The sequence below is a fragment of the Streptomyces sp. NPDC058239 genome (assembly GCF_042882185.1).
Taxonomy (GTDB): Bacteria; Actinomycetota; Actinomycetes; order Streptomycetales; family Streptomycetaceae; genus Streptomyces.
Genome location: NZ_JBHVWS010000048.1, coordinates 20,141 through 35,199, shown reverse-complemented (window position 1 = coordinate 35,199; position 15,059 = coordinate 20,141). Strand labels below are relative to the sequence as shown.

General features: G+C 71.7%; 12 protein-coding genes. 7 read left to right on the top strand and 5 right to left on the bottom strand.

Features of this window, described 5'->3' with window-relative positions; translation table 11 throughout:
- Positions 1-28 precede the first annotated feature (28 nt).
- The 5 genes from ACFVYE_RS35995 to ACFVYE_RS35975 are packed head-to-tail and all read right to left on the bottom strand — an operon-like array spanning position 29 to position 7,731.
- Positions 29-2,014, bottom strand: a complete 1,986-nt coding sequence (locus tag ACFVYE_RS35995; protein WP_389608264.1) for a dipeptide ABC transporter ATP-binding protein — start codon at positions 2,012-2,014, stop codon at positions 29-31.
- Positions 2,014-2,841, bottom strand: a complete 828-nt coding sequence (locus tag ACFVYE_RS35990; RefSeq protein WP_383969852.1) for an ABC transporter permease — start codon at positions 2,839-2,841, stop codon at positions 2,014-2,016. Before ACFVYE_RS35990 ends, ACFVYE_RS35995 begins: the two co-directional genes overlap by 1 nt.
- Complete coding sequence (locus ACFVYE_RS35985; RefSeq protein WP_383969849.1) at positions 2,838-3,878, bottom strand: ABC transporter permease; 1,041 nt, start codon at positions 3,876-3,878, stop codon at positions 2,838-2,840. The genes ACFVYE_RS35990 and ACFVYE_RS35985 overlap by 4 nt, the downstream gene beginning before the upstream one ends.
- The gene (locus tag ACFVYE_RS35980) at positions 3,875-6,022 is read right to left on the bottom strand and encodes an alpha/beta hydrolase family protein (RefSeq protein WP_383969846.1); all 2,148 of its coding nucleotides are present in this window, start codon (positions 6,020-6,022) and stop codon (positions 3,875-3,877) included. The genes ACFVYE_RS35985 and ACFVYE_RS35980 overlap by 4 nt, the downstream gene beginning before the upstream one ends.
- A 56-nt stretch (positions 6,023-6,078) precedes the next feature.
- Entirely contained in the window at positions 6,079-7,731 is a 1,653-nt protein-coding gene (locus tag ACFVYE_RS35975; RefSeq protein ID WP_389608263.1) for an ABC transporter substrate-binding protein, read from the bottom strand.
- Positions 7,732-8,214: 483 nt separating this feature from the next.
- On the opposite strand from ACFVYE_RS35975, the gene ACFVYE_RS35970 reads away from it, so the two are divergent.
- The 7 genes from ACFVYE_RS35970 to ACFVYE_RS35940 all read left to right on the top strand — a co-directional run bounded on the left by ACFVYE_RS35970 (position 8,215) and on the right by ACFVYE_RS35940 (position 14,963).
- Positions 8,215-9,114 (top strand): TIGR03619 family F420-dependent LLM class oxidoreductase, encoded by a 900-nt coding sequence (locus tag ACFVYE_RS35970; RefSeq protein ID WP_389608262.1) that lies wholly within the window; start codon positions 8,215-8,217, stop codon positions 9,112-9,114.
- A gap of 141 nt (positions 9,115-9,255) precedes the next feature.
- On the top strand, positions 9,256-10,176 hold the full coding sequence (locus tag ACFVYE_RS35965) for an NADP-dependent oxidoreductase (RefSeq protein ID WP_389608261.1): 921 nt from the start codon (positions 9,256-9,258) through the stop codon (positions 10,174-10,176).
- Positions 10,173-10,949 carry a GNAT family N-acetyltransferase gene (locus tag ACFVYE_RS35960; protein WP_383969835.1) on the top strand — a complete coding sequence of 259 codons (777 nt, stop codon included), beginning with the start codon at positions 10,173-10,175 and terminating at the stop codon, positions 10,947-10,949. The genes ACFVYE_RS35965 and ACFVYE_RS35960 overlap by 4 nt, the downstream gene beginning before the upstream one ends.
- Positions 10,950-11,126: 177 nt before the next feature.
- On the top strand, positions 11,127-12,344 hold the full coding sequence (locus ACFVYE_RS35955; protein WP_389608260.1) for a PP2C family protein-serine/threonine phosphatase: 1,218 nt from the start codon (positions 11,127-11,129) through the stop codon (positions 12,342-12,344).
- 75 nt (positions 12,345-12,419) lie between these two features.
- Positions 12,420-13,091, top strand: a complete 672-nt coding sequence (locus tag ACFVYE_RS35950; protein ID WP_389608259.1) for a TetR family transcriptional regulator — start codon at positions 12,420-12,422, stop codon at positions 13,089-13,091.
- Positions 13,088-13,861 carry an SDR family NAD(P)-dependent oxidoreductase gene (locus tag ACFVYE_RS35945; RefSeq protein ID WP_389608258.1) on the top strand — a complete coding sequence of 258 codons (774 nt, stop codon included), beginning with the start codon at positions 13,088-13,090 and terminating at the stop codon, positions 13,859-13,861. The genes ACFVYE_RS35950 and ACFVYE_RS35945 overlap by 4 nt, the downstream gene beginning before the upstream one ends.
- Positions 13,862-13,922: 61 nt before the next feature.
- Entirely contained in the window at positions 13,923-14,963 is a 1,041-nt protein-coding gene (locus ACFVYE_RS35940; protein ID WP_389608257.1) for an NAD(P)-dependent alcohol dehydrogenase, read from the top strand.
- Positions 14,964-15,059: the final 96 nt, after the last annotated feature.

Sequence of the window (15,059 nt, the reverse complement as noted above, 5' to 3'; positions counted from 1 at the left end):
GGTGGTATGCGCAGGTCAGCGGGACACTCTACCGGCGCGGCTGCCGGTCGGTCAGATCCTGGTCGCCGCTGCCCGCGACCTCGGGCAGCGCGTCGATCATGCGCCGGGTCCAGGGGTGTTGCGGGGCGTCCAGCACATCGGCCGTCGCGCCCTGCTCGACGATCCGCCCCTGGTGCATCACGGCCACCCGGTCGGCGATCTGCCGCACCACACCGAGGTCATGGGTGATGAACAGTACCGCGAAGCCCTCGCTCCGCTGGAGCGAGGCGAGCAGATTGAGCAGCTGCGCCTGGACCGACACATCCAGCGCCGCCACCGCCTCGTCGCAGATCAGCAGCCGGGGCCGGGCGGCCAGCGCCCGCGCCAGGGCCACTCGTTGACGCTCGCCGCCGGAGAGCGCGGCCGGGCGCCGTGAGGCGTACGCCCCCGGTAGCCCAACCTGTTCGAGCAGCGTGCGTACCTCGGCCCCGGACGTGTCGCGCCCCCGCCGGCCGGTCGCGGCGACCAGGGCCTCGCGCAGGGTCGCGCCCACGGTACGGAGCGGGTTGAGCGAGGAGTACGGGTCCTGGAAGACGATCTGCACCTGTTCGGCCAGGCGCCGCCGGTCCGCGGTGCCGGGGCGACGCCCGGCGGACAGGGGAATGCCGCCCACCGTGACCGTGCCGCTGTCGAAGGTCTCAAGACCGACCGCGATCCTGGCGAGTGTCGTCTTGCCCGAGCCGGACTCGCCGACCAGGGCCACGACGCTGTCACGGGGGACCGCCAGACTCACATCGCGCAGCGCGGCATGATCTCCGGCCGACGACCGGAACGTACGGTCGACGGAGCCGGCTACCAGTGCCGCGTCCTGCCCGTGCACCCCGTCCGGGCCCGGCTCGGGCACCGCGGGGGGCACGGCTGCGGCCCGTACCGACGGCGCGGTGAGCGCATCGCCGATCTCGGAGATCCGCACACAGGCGGACATCCGCCCCGTACCGCGCGAATTCGCGGCGGATACCCCGGCCCCGGCAGCGGGCGGCGGCGGTGTCAGCAGTACGACCGGTTCGGTGCGGCACACATCGGCCGCATGGGCGCACCGGTCGGCGAACGCGCAGCCGCCGACCCGGGTGCCCGGCGCCGGCACGGAGCCGGGAATTGCCGGGAGTTCGGCGTACCGCTCGCGTACGGACGGTTCGGAGGCCAGCAGGCCGGCCGTGTACGGATGCAACGGGCCGGACTCCAGCTCGTGGGAACGCCCGTGCTCCAGCACACTGCCCGCGTACAGCACATACACCCGGTCACAGGCGGAGAACGCCACCCGCAGATCGTGCGTGATCAGGACCAGGCCCATGCCCCGGCTCTGCTGGAGGCCGCGCAGCAGATCGAGTACGGCGCGCTGGTTGGCGGCGTCCAGCGCGGTCGTCGGTTCATCCGCGATCAACAGCTCCGGGTCGCCCGCGAGCGCCGCAGCCGCGGCCACCCGCTGCCGCATGCCTCCGGACAGCTCGTGCGGGTAGCGGTCGGCGACATCGGGGCCGAGCCCGACCTCGACGAGCCGCCGCTCCACCTCCGCACGCCCGGCCGCCTTCCCCTTGCGTCCACGGAGACCGCCGTCGGGGTCGCGCAGCCCGTCGGCGATCTGCCGGCCGCAGGTGAGCTGCGGGTGCAGCATGGTGAACGGGTCCTGCATCAGCAGCGTGACACGCCGGCCCCGAAGGGCGTGCCGCTCGCGCGGTGTCAGGGTGAGGACCTCCTGGCCGTCGATCCGTACGGACCCGCCCGTCACATCGGTCCCTGTCGGCAGCAGTCCCGCCACGGCCCGCATCGCCAGGGACTTGCCGCTGCCGGACTCGCCGACGATGCCGATGCACTCGCCCCTGCCGACCTCCAGCGAAATGCCGTCCAGGATCGGCACCGGGGCGCCCGCACCCGCCGTCGCGGCGACCCTCAGACCGTCCACCGCGAGCAGCGGGCCGGTGGGCGGTGCCGGAAAAGCGGCGGTACGGCTGTCCGTTGCCGGGTGCGCTGCCACCATCAGGACCTCCCGCGGTCGGAGAATGCCTCGAACAACCGGTCGCCGAGGAGGTTGAGTGCCACGGCCGCCGCGATGATCAGCAGGGCCGGTGCAAGGGCGGCGGACGGGTTGTCGTACAGCAGGGTGCGGTTCTCGGAGAGCATCCGGCCCCAGTCCGGGGCGCCCGGCGGTACACCGAGCCCCAGGAAGGAGAGCGAGCTCAGAGCGACGATCGCCCCGGCGAAGTTGAGGAGGGTATTGGCCACCACGACGGGCAGCACATTGGGCCAGATGTGCCGGGTCATCACCGTGAACCGGGACAGCCCCAGCGTCTCGGCCGCCTCGACATAGGCGCGGTGCCGCTGCTCCAGCACGGCGGACCGCACCAGCCGGATGTCGGCGGGCGACGTCAGCACGACGAGGACACCGACGGCCAGGGCGTAACCGCCACCGCCGATACCCGCGACGACGATCGTCACGAGAAGGGCGGGCAGCGCCAGCAGCAGATCGGCCCAGCGGCGCACGGCGGTGTCGATCCAGCCGCCCCGGTAGCCTGCGAGGAGCCCGAGCACATTGCCGATGGCCATCGACCCGAGCGCCACCAGCGCCGCCCCGGCCAGTGTGCTCCGTGCCCCGGCGATCACCATCTGAACGATGTCCCGGCCGAGTTCATCGGTGCCGAGCGGATGCCCGCCGCCCGGCATGGTGGCACCGGTGGCGAGATCCTGCGCGTCCCAGTCGGGCAGGACCAGCCGGCCCACGGCCGCGGCCAGCGCGAACAGCACCAGCAGGACCGAGCAGCAGACGGTGAGCGGCGAGAACCGGCGGCGGGGTGTGCGGGTCTTCATCGGCCTTCCTTCTCACGGACTTCGGACGACCGGGCCACGGGCGATGCCTTCGCCACGGGTGCGGTCCGCAGCCGTGGATCCAGCAGCGGCTGTACGAGATCGGTGACGAGGTTCGCCAGACAGACGAGGGCGGCGACGAGCAACGCCTCGGCCTGGACGACGGGAATGTCCCGGAAGGTGACCGAATCGACGAGCAGGGAACCGAGGCCGGGCAGCGCGAAGACCTGCTCCACCAGGACGGTCCCCGCGAGGAGATAGGCGAGGATCAGACCGATCCCGGTGAGGACGGGGACGAAGGTGCCGCGCAGCACGTAGCGCAGCAGGATGTCCCGCTCACGGACACCCCGGGCACGTGCGAACGTGACGTGCTCCCGGTCGAGTTCGCGGATCACCGCGGCTCTGGTCAGCTTCAGAAGGACGGCGGTGACGGCGAGGCCGAGCGCCAGAGCGGGCAGCACCAGATGCATCAGCCGGTCGGTGCCCGAGCCCTCGCCGGGTCCGAACGCCGGGAACCAGCCGAGCATCAGCGCGAACACATAGATGAGCAGCAGACCGCCCGCGAACGCGGGGGTGGACAGCGCCACCACGCCGAGACTCTGTACGACCCGGTCGGTGACCCGCCGGCCCCGCAGGCCCGCCAGGACCCCCAGAGGCAGTCCGAGCAGCAGCGCCACGGCGAATCCGAGACCGACCAGTTGTCCGGTGAGCACGAGCCGGTCGCCCAGCGCCGCGGCGACACCCTCGCCGGTGCGGATCGACGTACCGAGATCGAAGCGGACGGCGTCGCTGAGCCAGTACCAGTACTGCACGGCCAGCGGGCTGTCGAGGTGGTAGCGGGCCCGTACGGCGGCCAGCGCCTGGGGAGTCGCGCTGCGCGGGCCGAGGAGCGTCTGGGCCGGGTCGCCCGGGGCGGCCTGCAGCAGGGCGAACACGGCGACGGACAGGACGATCAGCAGCCCGAGCGTGCCGCCGAGGCGGCGCATCACATGGCCGAGGGGGAGAGCCGCGCGCAGCCGCGAGCGGGCGGCGGGCTTCATCGGTCACCCCCGGCCGGGTCGAGGGTGGCCGGGGCGGAGGGTGTTCGGGGGGCGACACCTTCCGGCCCGGCCTCGGGAGCCGTGCAGGGGATCGGCTCGGGGGATGCGTCCCCCGGCACGGCGGGCTGTTGGGCGGCCGAGGCGCGCGGGCCCAGGTGGGTGCCGAGCCACTCCTCGACCCGGGCGGCGGCATCGAGGAGATGGGCGCCGTCGGTGAACTCATGACCCTCGTCCGGGTACACGTACAACTCGACGGGGGCGCGTCCGGCGCGCAGCAGCGACCGGTACAGCTCGTGGGCCTGGCCGACCGGAGTGACCCGGTCCGCGGCCCCGTGCACAATGAGCGTCGGGGTTCCGCTGCCTCCGCGGGCGAAGACCGCCGAGCGCCGGATGAGTTCGGCGGGCGAGTCCACACCGCCGATCCCGTATGCACGGTCGTAGCCGCCGCCGATGTTGCTGGTGTGCGTGAAGCTCAGCCAGTCGGTCGGTGCGGAGACCACCACCGCCGCCCGGAAGACATCGGTGCGGGCCGCGGCCAGCGCGGCGAGGTAGCCGCCGTAGCTGTGTCCCAGGACGGCGGTACGGTCCGAGTCGGCGAGACCGGCGTCGACGAGGTGGCGCACGCCGGACAGCACATCGTCCAGGTCGGCGCCGCCGATGTCGCCGACCACGGCACGGGCGTGCTCCAGCCCTCGGCCGCTGCTGCCGCGCGGATTGGGCAGCAGGACCAGATATCCGGCGGCGGCAAGCGCGGGTGCGAGGCCCAGTACATCGCCGGGCGCGTATCCGGCGGACCAGAGCCAGGCGGGGCCGCCGTGCACGAGAACGGCGAGGGGCCGGGGACCTGCGCTCTCACCGTACGAGAGAAGGAGCCCCTGCACCGTACGTCCGTCGGCCGCGGACCAGGCGGTGTCCTCGGTACGGACTCCGGCGAGCGTGGCGTCGGCGGGAGCGTTCAGTGCGGTGACGGGCGCCCAGTCCCAGGCGTCCGGTCCTTCGGTGCGGGCGACGACGGCCTCGGCCGGGCGGCCCGGCGCGTCGAGCACGGTCGCGGCCAGCCGCCCGTCGTCGCTGAGCGACAGCTCGGGCTGATAGCCGGCCCCGCCGAGGGCCACCGGGCCCGACCAGAGCGTGCCGGCGGGGCGCCCGGTGTGTCCGACGCGGGAGCCCGTCCCGTCCCAGCCCGCGAACCAGAGCGAGCGGGGTGCGGTGTCCGCGGAGCCGTCGAACCGCAACCAGGTCGCGTCCTCGACACCCGGCACGAGCTCTGTGTGCCCGGTCGTCAGATCGACCACCACCGGCTGCCCGGCCACGATGGAGATGCCTTCGCAGACCGCAGCGGACCGGCCGTCCGCCGAGACGGCGGGAGCGCCCAGCTGCCCCCGGGGCGTGTGCACGGTCCTGGCCGTGCGGGCTTCGAGATCCAGGGCGGCGAACCGCGCAGCGTAGTACCCGGCGGGCAGGGTGTCCTCGGAGACGGTGGCGACGGCAGTGGCTCCGCCGCGCCAGGCGACGTTCCACACGGTCAGCCCGGCCGGCCCGGCCTCGTGCATCGAGCCCTCCGCGAGATCGACGAGATGCAGCGAACGACGGCCGGCACCCGGCGCGAAGCGTTCGGGCGCGGGTGCGGGTTTGAGACGTACCGGCACACCGAGATTCATGCCGTCGCGTTCCGCGCCGTCCTGCGCACAGAGCAGCAGCGCCTGCTTACCGTCGTCGGAGACCAGCAGCTCCTCCACCGCACCGGGGGCGGCGGCGACGGTGCGTACGGCTCCGGAGGCCGTGTCCAGAGCCGCGAGCCGCACCTCGGTACCGGTGGGTCCTTCGACTTCGGCGATGTGCAGCAGCGTCCGGGAGTCCGGCAGCCAGCGCGGGCTGTGACGGTCCGTGGGCGCGGACGGCTCCGGCGGTGCGAGGAACACGGGGGGCTGCGCATCTTCCTCCGGGCCCTGCGGCCCGGCCGGGACCGGAGCCAGGACCAGTCCGACGTTCTTCGGACCGGCTGCCGCCACGGCGACCGCGCGCCCGTCGGGACTGATCCGGGCCTCGACCGGATGGACCAGCCGCAGCATCGCCTCGCGGACACGCCGCACGACGATCGCGGCGCGCCGCTGCGGCGGGCTGGGCGCGGCGGTACTGGGCATGGTGGTCCGTTCCTTGTGCTGGGACTGGCCCCGGAAGCCGGGGGAGTGCGGTGGGTTCAGGCGGCCTTGCGGATCCTGGTCGCCCACGGTCCGATGAATGCGAACGGCCCCTGGTCCAGCAGCACGATCTCCTTGGAGAGCGCGGTCGCGGTCTGCGCCCACCACAGGGGCAGGTACGGCAGATCGGCACCGGCCGTCTGCACCGCCTTCATGAGTTCCCGGGCGCGCTTGTCCTTGTCGGTGGCGGCCTTCGCGGTGTTCAGCGCGGTGTTGACGGTCTCGTTGTCGTAGTGCGCGATGTCCGTCGCCGTGGCCGCGGCATTGAGATACGGGTCGGCGAGTTCGGCCGGGTCGCCGGTGACGGGGAAGTACCACAGGAACTGCAGCGGCTGCTTGCCTGAGCCGAGCTCCGCCACCCACTGCTCCAGGGTGATCTCCTTGACGTTCAGTGTGACGCCGATCTTCTTGAGCGAAGCGGCGAGCGCGAGTGCCGCCTTGCCCAGCTGAGGCCCGCTGTTGGGGTAGTGCAGTTCCGCGGTGAAGCCGTCCTTCGCCGAGGACTTGGCCAGCTCCGCACGGGCGGCGTCCAGGTCGTACGGCAGCGTGGGGATCGCGTCGTAGCCGGAGCGGACCTCGTCCGCAGACATCAGATCGCCCCACATGTCGCGCGAGGGCAGCGCATCGGCGACCTCGGCCCTGCCGTGCAGGATGCCCTTCACCATGCCCTCGCGGTCGGTGGCGTGGGCGATGGCACGCCGGACGTGGACGTCGTCGAACGGGGCCTTCGCCGTGTCGAACGCCAGCGACACCACCGAACGGTCGCCGGTGTATGTGACATCCGCGGTCGATTCCCAGCCGCGGGCCTCGTCCGACGCCAGGCTCAGGGCGCCGTCCACCGCGCCGGACTTCATCGCGACCAGCCGCGTCCCGGCGTCCGGGACGAAAGACAGCTTGAGCTTCCGGACGGCGGGCTTCTCGCCCCACCAGGCGTCGTTGCGCTCCAGCAGCACATGGTCGTCGGCGGCGAACTCCGTGATCCGGTACGGACCGGTGCCGAGCAGCAGCGTCTTCGCCGTGCCGATCCGTCCCCGATTGCGGGTCAGGAACGCACGGCTGCTGATGAGGAGCCCGCCCGCGGTCGTCGTCCACGCGAACATCGCGTCGGGCGCCTTGAGCCGGATCGTCACCTCGTGGTCGCCGGTGGCCTTCACCGACTGCACACCCGCGTAGGCGTAACCGAGGGTGGAGCCGTTCTTCGGATCCCGGATGGCCTCGATGGAGGCCACCACGTCGTCCGCGGTGAACGGGGTGCCGTCGGTGAACGTGACACCGCGGCGGAGTGTGTACACGTACGTCGTGGCATCGGGCTGCTTCCAGGACGATGCGAGGCCGGGCTTCAGCTTGCCGGACGGGTCGACCGAGAGCAGGGACTCCTGGGCCAGCACCGCGACCAGGTAATTGAGCACGCCCGACTCGCGGCCCACATCGAGGCTGGAGATGGAGGAGGGCAGGGCGAGGGTGAGGCTGCTGATCGGCACATCCGCGCCCAGGGCCCGGGCGCCCGAACCGGCCCGGCCGTCACCGGAGCCTTTCGCCGGCTGTGGCGCACAGGCGGCGAGCACACCGGACGCGGCGAGCGCGCCCATTCCCGCGCCGGCAAGGCGCAGCAGTCGCCGTCGGCTGAGGTTGCCATCCGGTTCCGATGTCATCGGGAACCACCCATCTCGCATCTGTCCACTGAAGCTGCCCAACTGGGCGTGGACAGTATCCGAAGCCCTTGAGGTCGTCAAAGGACGGCTTATAAATGTCCAGGACGTGGACATTCGGCAGGGATTCTTCGGGCGACGATCTGCTGGACCGGCTCGGGCCTCCACTCGACGTACCCGGACTCGGCCCCGCCCGCGTGCCGCGCGTAGAGACAGTGGCCCGTCCCGCGCATGCTCTCCGGTGTCGTGATCGTCGGCCCGTGAGCCGCGAGGCTGTCGACGAACGCGTCGAGATCGGTCCGGCGTCGCCACCGAATGGGCGCTCCTGCTGATCAATGTGCCGGCGGAGCGGGCGCTGCATTCCAGGGTGAATGGGATGTGCGACCGGACCCGCCGGCGCCTCCAGGGCGCCGAAGCCGCCCGCCGCCGCTACGACTTCGCCGGGCCGATCGCTCCGGTTGTTAGGCTCCGATCGTGAAATTCGGCGTGAACATACTCAATTTCGGTGTCGGCGCCACCCCGGCAAGTCTCCTTCAACAGGCCGTGGACGCACGTGAGTTGGGGTACTCCTTCGCGATGATCTCCGATCACATCGCGGTCACTCCCGATGTGCACGAGACGTATCCCGCCCCGTTCTACGACCAGTTCGTACTCGCCGCGCACATCGCCGGGCGGGTACCAGGTCTGGTGCTCGGCACGACCGTCACCGTGATTCCCTACCGGCACCCTCTGCAGACGGCCCGGCTCGCCGCCAATATCGACAACCTGAACGCCGACGGGTTCATCCTCGGCGCGGGGATCGGCTGGTCCAGGGCCGAGTACGAGGCGCTGGGCGTGCCCTTCGCCGAGCGGGGACGGATCACCGACGAATACCTGGCCGCCATCCGCGCCGCATGGACCGAGGACCCCACGACGTTCCGGGGCGAGCGCGTGTCGTACCAAGGGGTACGGACCGCGCCCGCGCCCGCATCCGCCCCCTGCCTGCCCGTCTGGGTCGGTGGCAACTCGGCCGCTGCCCAGCGCCGCGCCGCCCGGTTCGGTGAGGGCTGGCACCCGTACCGGCTGCCGCTCGATGCGATCCGGGCCGGGCTGCCGGTGATCACGGAGGAGGCCGAACGGGTCCGGCGCCCCGCTCCCGCGCTCGTACCGCGGTTGCAGATCCGCGTCACCGACGCACTCCTCGGCAGTGAACGCCCCGCCGGACACGGCACGATCGACCGGATCCGGACGGATCTGACAGAGCTCGGCGAGCTGGGCGCCACCCACGTGCTGCTCGACGTCAACCCGGACACACCCGCCGAACGCGGCACGGCGGGCGACGACCGGAGGCTTCTCGAACTCCTCGTGAACAAGGTCGTGGACCCGGTCACGGGTGGCGTCCGCTGAATCATTGCGGCCCGATGAACACTGCACCGGCCCGGGAATATGTGCACGGAAAAGGACCTTCCTGCTGCTGTAGCGACCGGTGAACGGCCCGGCCGTCGGTGCCGTGAGCCGTCGCTGCCATGACCAGGAGAGAGGGAGCTCATGCCCAAGGCGTACGTGTTCACCCGCAACGGCGGACCGGAGGTGGAGGCCCTCATCGACCAGGACGTGCCGGTGCCGGGCCCCGGCGAGCTGCTTGTCGCCGTCCGGGCGGCCGGGGTCAACCCGGTCGACTGGAAGCTGCGTACGGGGTACACCAGGCCCGGCAGTGAGCCGCAGCCGTTTCCCACCGTCTTCGGCAGCGAGGCCGCCGGAGTAGTCGAGGGCGTGGGCCCGGATGTCGAAGGATTCGCGGTCGGGGACGAGGTCTTCGGCAATCCGGTGACCGGCGGGTACGCCGAGTACACGCTGCTGCCCGTCGCCGTGACCGCGCACAAGCCGGCCGGGCTGTCGTTCACCGACGCGGCCGTGCTGCCGGTCGCGCCGGCCACCGCGTACGACGGCGTCCGCCAGCTCGGACTCGCCCCTGGTTCGACCCTGCTGATCACCGGGGCCGGCGGCGGAGTCGGAACGGCCGCGGCACAGCTCGCCCGCCACGCCGGCGTCCATGTCATCGGTACCGCGAGCGCGGCCAAGAAGGACTTCATCGAGTCGCTCGGCGCTGTGCACGTCGAATCCGGCGCCGGTCTCGCCGACCGGGTCCGGGCAGCGGCACCCGACGGCATCGACGCGGTCTTCGACCTGGTCGGCGGCGACACCCTGAGGGCCGTGGCCCCGCTGCTCACGGACCCGGCCACGCTGATCAGCGCCGGAGGCAAGCCACTGGCGGTGGAGCTCGGAGGGGCGGCCGTCGCACGGGCCCGCACCGCGGCGGTCCTCGACGAGGTGGCGAACCTCGTCGTCACCGGAGCCCTGCGGACGCATGTGACCGGGGCCTTCCCGCTCGCCGAGGCGGGAGAAGCGCTGCGCGCCGTGGAGAGCGGACATGCGCGCGGAAAGATCGTGATCGAGGTGATCGCGTGAGCGCGCCGCATCTCACCGGGGAGGACGCGCACCCGCTGGACAACCCGGTCCGCGCCGCACTGACCGGCCCGCACGCCCACTTCGCCGAGCACCGTGGCCGCATCCTGCGCTACCCGTCGGACGTGGCCCCCTGGGTCGCGATCCCGGACGCGCCGCAGGCCGAGGACTGGGCCGACGCAGCAGCGCTTGCCGGCCCCGGCGGCGCCGTCACCATCACCGCTTTCCGCGAACCGCCGCCGGACGACTGGGAGATCACTTTTCACGCCGAGGGCGTCCAGCTCGTCGACGCCGGGGTCGAGGCGGCCCCGTATCCGCAGGCCGTACGGCTCGGACCCGATGATGTGCCCGAGATGCTCGACCTGGTCGCCCGCACCCGCCCGGGACCGTTCCTGCCCCGTACGGTCGAGCTCGGCACCTACCTCGGCATCCGCCGCGAAGGAACGCTCGTCGCGATGGCGGGCGAACGCCTCCACCCACCCGGCTGGAGCGAGATCAGCGGCGTCTGCACGGACGAGTCCGTGCGCGGGCAGGGGCTCGGCAGCGGGCTCGTCCTCGCTGTCGCCCACGAGATCAGGCAGCGCGGCGAAACACCGTTCCTGCATGCCTCCGCCTCCAACACCAATGCCGTCCGGCTCTACGAATCGCTGGGATTCGTGCTCCGTCGCCGGACGTCGTTCCTCTCGGCGCTCGTACCGGAACACCCGGCGATACGCCTGCCGGGAACCGGTGACGTCCGCCGCGACGGCGAAGCCCGTGCGGCAGCCGTGCGCTGAACCGCAACACAGTGACCTTCGTCCCGCGACTTCCGGGCCGAAGGTCACTGCCATTTCCAGTTCCGGGACCTTCGGCGCGCTCCAAGAGGCCATAAGCCTCGTGTGCTGCCCCCTTTGAACCGGATGGACTGGGAATGAACGCCGGCGTGGGGCCGGCAGATCCCGGGAGGATGGGCCGTGACGATCGGGCTCCAGCACCGAGCGGCGACGCGTGGAGCGACGATGCTCCCTGGTACGGACGCGGGGGAGGCAGCCGTTTTCGCCCCCCGGATCGGGAACGGGGCACTGTTCGGCGGGCTGGCACTGCTGACCGCCCTGGTCGGCTTCCTGGACATCCGGACCGGCGACGAGCTGCGCCTCATACCGCTTCTCGTGGTCGTGCCCGCACTCGTCTCGGTCTTCGGAACCATCCGGCAGACCGTCGGCGTGGCCACCTCGGTCATGACCGTTGTCGTCTGCTCCCGGCTGGTGACCGGGGGGACGTTCTGGGACATCACCAGCAGCGTCGCCTTCACCGTGCTGGCTTGCTTCCTGGGCGTCGGCTCCTGTGCGCTGCGGCTCCGTCATGCCGCCGAGATAGCCAGACTGCGCTCCGCCGCCGTTGCACTCCAGCGGCAGATTCTGCGCCCGTTGCCCATCCTGACCGAGCAGATCTTCGCCCACGGCATCTATACGCCGATCGAGGAGGACCGCCTGGTCGGCGGTGACATCTACGAGGTCGTGCAGTCACCCTACGGAACCCGGGTGATCATCGGGGATGTCCAGGGCAAGGGGCTCGCCGCGATCGGGGCAGGCTTCGCCGTGCTCGGAGCGTTCCGGGAAGCGGCCATCCGCGAGCCCACCCTGACCGGAGTGGTCGATGCGCTGGAGGACGCCGTCGCCCGGCACAACGCGTTCTCCGCCCAGACCGGCGAGATCGAACGCTTCGTCACCGCTCTGGTGCTCGGCTTCGACGGGGAGGACCGGGTGCAGGCCGTGAACTGCGGCCATCTGCCGCCCCGGCTGCTGCACGACGGTGTGGCCTGCCCGGTTCCGCTGCGGCGCACATCTGTTCCCTTGGGCATGGCGGAGCTCAGCACGGAGGCACGCGTCGCGGAATGGCTGGACTTCCCGCCTGGCGCGACGCTTCTGGTCTTCACCGACGGGGTCACCGAGGCCCGCGACGTATCGGGCGCCTTCTATCCGCTGGACGCCCGGCTGGGCCACTGGGCAGAGCGCGGGCCGCGCGAGGTGCTGGATGCGCTCCACGCCGACCTGGAGTCCTTCTCCGGAGGTGTGCGACGTGACGACATCGCCGCCCTCGCCCTGCGTCGGGCGCCGGCAGGCAGTCGCCACCGGCCCGTGGCGACGGGTCACGGTGCTCGCCGCGCCGCTGAGGCCTTCAGCGGCCGATAGGGCAGCCGAGCGCCGATCCAATGTCCCGACGAGACTTCTGTCGCGTCGGGACATTTTTAGGTGTACGGTGCACTCATGAATCCGGAACGAAAGACCCCGGAGCGACGGAGCCGCAAGGCCCGCAGGACCCGGGACACACTGGCGCAGGCCGCGATCGAGCTCGTACTCGAGCGAGGCCTGAAGAATGTGACGGTCGAGGAGATCGCGCAACGCGCGGACGTCGACCGGCGGACCTTCAGCCGGTACTTCACCAGCAAGGAAGCCGCAGTCCTGGACTCGCTCCGGGGCGACGGCGACCGGATCAACGACGCACTGCGAGTACGCCCCGCCGACGAGCCCCCGCTCGTCGCGTACCGCCGCGCCGTTGTCGCCTGGCTGGACGACCCCGACGCCCAGGCCTGGCACCGCCGCGACCGGATCTTCGACCTGCTGGTCCTCGCCGAGCAGGAGCCGACCCTCTACGCCGCGTTCCACCACATCCGGGTGGACGCCCAGGAGGACTCGGTCGCCATCGTCGCGGACCGGCTCGGAGTCGACCCGCGGCTGGACATCCGACCCGCCGTCACGGTCGCAGCGGGCGCCGGGGCACTCATCGCGGCCCAGGCCGCCTGGGTACGCGGCGGACATCCGGACAACCTGCCCCGACTGGTCGGGCAGGCCTTCGACGCCCTCTCCGGACAACTGCTCACGCAGCTTCCCGCCGGGCCGGCGCCGCACAGCATCACGGAAGGAAACACAACCCGATGAGCACCCCCCTCACCCCCGCCGACCAGGAGTTCGCCGGCCGGACCGCCCTCGTAACCGGCGGCGCCTCCGGCATAGGACTGGCCCTGGCCCACCGGCTGGCCGCAGGCGGCGCGTCCGTCGTCGTCGCCGACTACGACGAGGCAGGCGCCCGCAAGACGGTCGCCGAACTGGAGAGCGCCGGAGCCAAGGCCGCCGCGGTCGCCATGGATGTGACCGACCCGGCGTCCGTCGAAGCGGGCGTGCGATTCGCCGTCGACACGTTCGGCGCCCTGCACCTCGCCGTCAACAACGCGGGCATCGGCGGCCCCAGCAACCCCACCGGTGAGTACGCGATCGAGGACTGGAACCGGGTCGTCGCCACCAACCTCAGCGGTGTCTTCCACTCGATGCGCTACGAGCTTCCCGCAATCGTCGCGGCGGGCGGCGGCGCCGTCGTCAACATGTCGTCGATCCTCGGCACCAACGGCTTCGCCGGATCGCCCGCCTACGTGGCCGCCAAGCACGGTGTCGTCGGCCTCACCAAGACGGCCGCCCTCGAATACGCGGCACAGAACGTCCGGGTCAACGCCGTCGGCCCCGGCTTCATCGACACGCCGCTGCTGCGCAACACGGACAGCCCGGCCCGCGACCGCCTCATCTCGCTGCACCCGGCCGGACGCCTCGGCAAGGCGGAGGAAGTCGCCGAACTCGCCGCCTTCCTGCTCTCCGACCGCGCCTCGTTCATCCACGGCAGCTACCACCTGGTGGACGGTGGCTACTCCGCCTCCTGATCGGCGGACGGGGGAACGGGGGCGAGCAACAGAACACAAAGAAAGCAGTGAGGAGAACCCCATGAAGGCCGTTCAGTACCGTGCCGTCGGCTCAGCACCCGAAGTCGTCACCGTGCCCGCCCCGGAGCCCGGCCCCGGCCAGGTGCTGCTGAAGGTCACCGCCGCAGGTGTCTGTCACTCCGACATCGCCGTGATGAGCCGGCCCGCGGAGCAGATCCCCTTCCCTCTGCCGCTCACCCTCGGCCATGAGGGCGTCGGCACTGTCGCCGCGCTCGGCGACGGAGTGAGGGGCCTCTCGACCGGCGAATCCGTCGCGGTCTACGGCCCCTGGGGCTGCGGTACGTGCATCAAGTGCGCCGAGGGCAAGGAGAACTACTGTCTGCGCGCCAAGGAACTCGGCATCACCCCGCCCGGACTCGGCTCGCCCGGCGCCATGGCCGAGTACATGATCGTCGACGACCCCCGCCACCTGGTGCCGCTCGGCGACCTCGACCCGGTCCAGGCCGTGCCGCTCACCGACGCGGGCCTCACCCCGTACCACGCGATCAAGCGGTCCCTGCCCAAGTTGGTGCCCGGTGCCACCGCAGTCGTCATCGGCACCGGCGGCCTCGGCCACGTCGCGATCCAGCTGCTGCGCGTCATGACGGCCGTCCGGGTCATCGCCCTGGACGTCTCGGAGGACAAGCTCGCCCTGGCCCGTGCCGTCGGCGCCCACGAAACCGTGCTCTCCGACGAACACGCCGCTGCGAAGGTCCGTGACCTGACCGGCGGTATCGGCGCGCAGGTCGTCCTCGACTTCGTCGGAGCGCCTCCCACCGTCGCCACGGCGGGGGCCGTGGCCGCCATCGACTCCGATGTCACGATCGTCGGCATCGGCGGCGGTGCGCTGCCGGTCGGCTTCGGCTCACTGCCGTACAGCACGACGGTGACCTCCCCGTACTGGGGATCGCGCTCCGAGCTCGCCGAGGTACTCGACCTCGCCCGTGCCGGATCGGTCGAGGTCCACGTCGAGACCTACACGCTGGACGAGGCGCCACTGGCGTACGAGCGGCTGCACCACGGCAAGATCAACGGCCGCGCGGTCATCCTCCCCAACGGCTGACCGGCCACAGCCCTGATCTCCAGGACCGTGCGGGCCGGCGCGCCGTGGGACGGGCCGCACCGGCCAAACCGCGACCCGTTGGGACCGCCTCGCCCA

Coding starts and splice junctions, on each gene's coding strand:
- ACFVYE_RS35950 (WP_389608259.1), top strand. CDS start 12,420: ATGAATCCGGAACGAAAGACCCCGGAGCGACGGAGCCGCAAGGCCCGC.
- ACFVYE_RS35980 (WP_383969846.1), bottom strand. CDS start 6,022: ATGCCCAGTACCGCCGCGCCCAGCCCGCCGCAGCGGCGCGCCGCGATC.
- ACFVYE_RS35965 (WP_389608261.1), top strand. CDS start 9,256: ATGCCCAAGGCGTACGTGTTCACCCGCAACGGCGGACCGGAGGTGGAG.
- ACFVYE_RS35985 (WP_383969849.1), bottom strand. CDS start 3,878: ATGAAGCCCGCCGCCCGCTCGCGGCTGCGCGCGGCTCTCCCCCTCGGC.
- ACFVYE_RS35940 (WP_389608257.1), top strand. CDS start 13,923: ATGAAGGCCGTTCAGTACCGTGCCGTCGGCTCAGCACCCGAAGTCGTC.
- ACFVYE_RS35945 (WP_389608258.1), top strand. CDS start 13,088: ATGAGCACCCCCCTCACCCCCGCCGACCAGGAGTTCGCCGGCCGGACC.
- ACFVYE_RS35975 (WP_389608263.1), bottom strand. CDS start 7,731: ATGACATCGGAACCGGATGGCAACCTCAGCCGACGGCGACTGCTGCGC.
- ACFVYE_RS35990 (WP_383969852.1), bottom strand. CDS start 2,841: ATGAAGACCCGCACACCCCGCCGCCGGTTCTCGCCGCTCACCGTCTGC.
- ACFVYE_RS35995 (WP_389608264.1), bottom strand. CDS start 2,014: ATGGTGGCAGCGCACCCGGCAACGGACAGCCGTACCGCCGCTTTTCCG.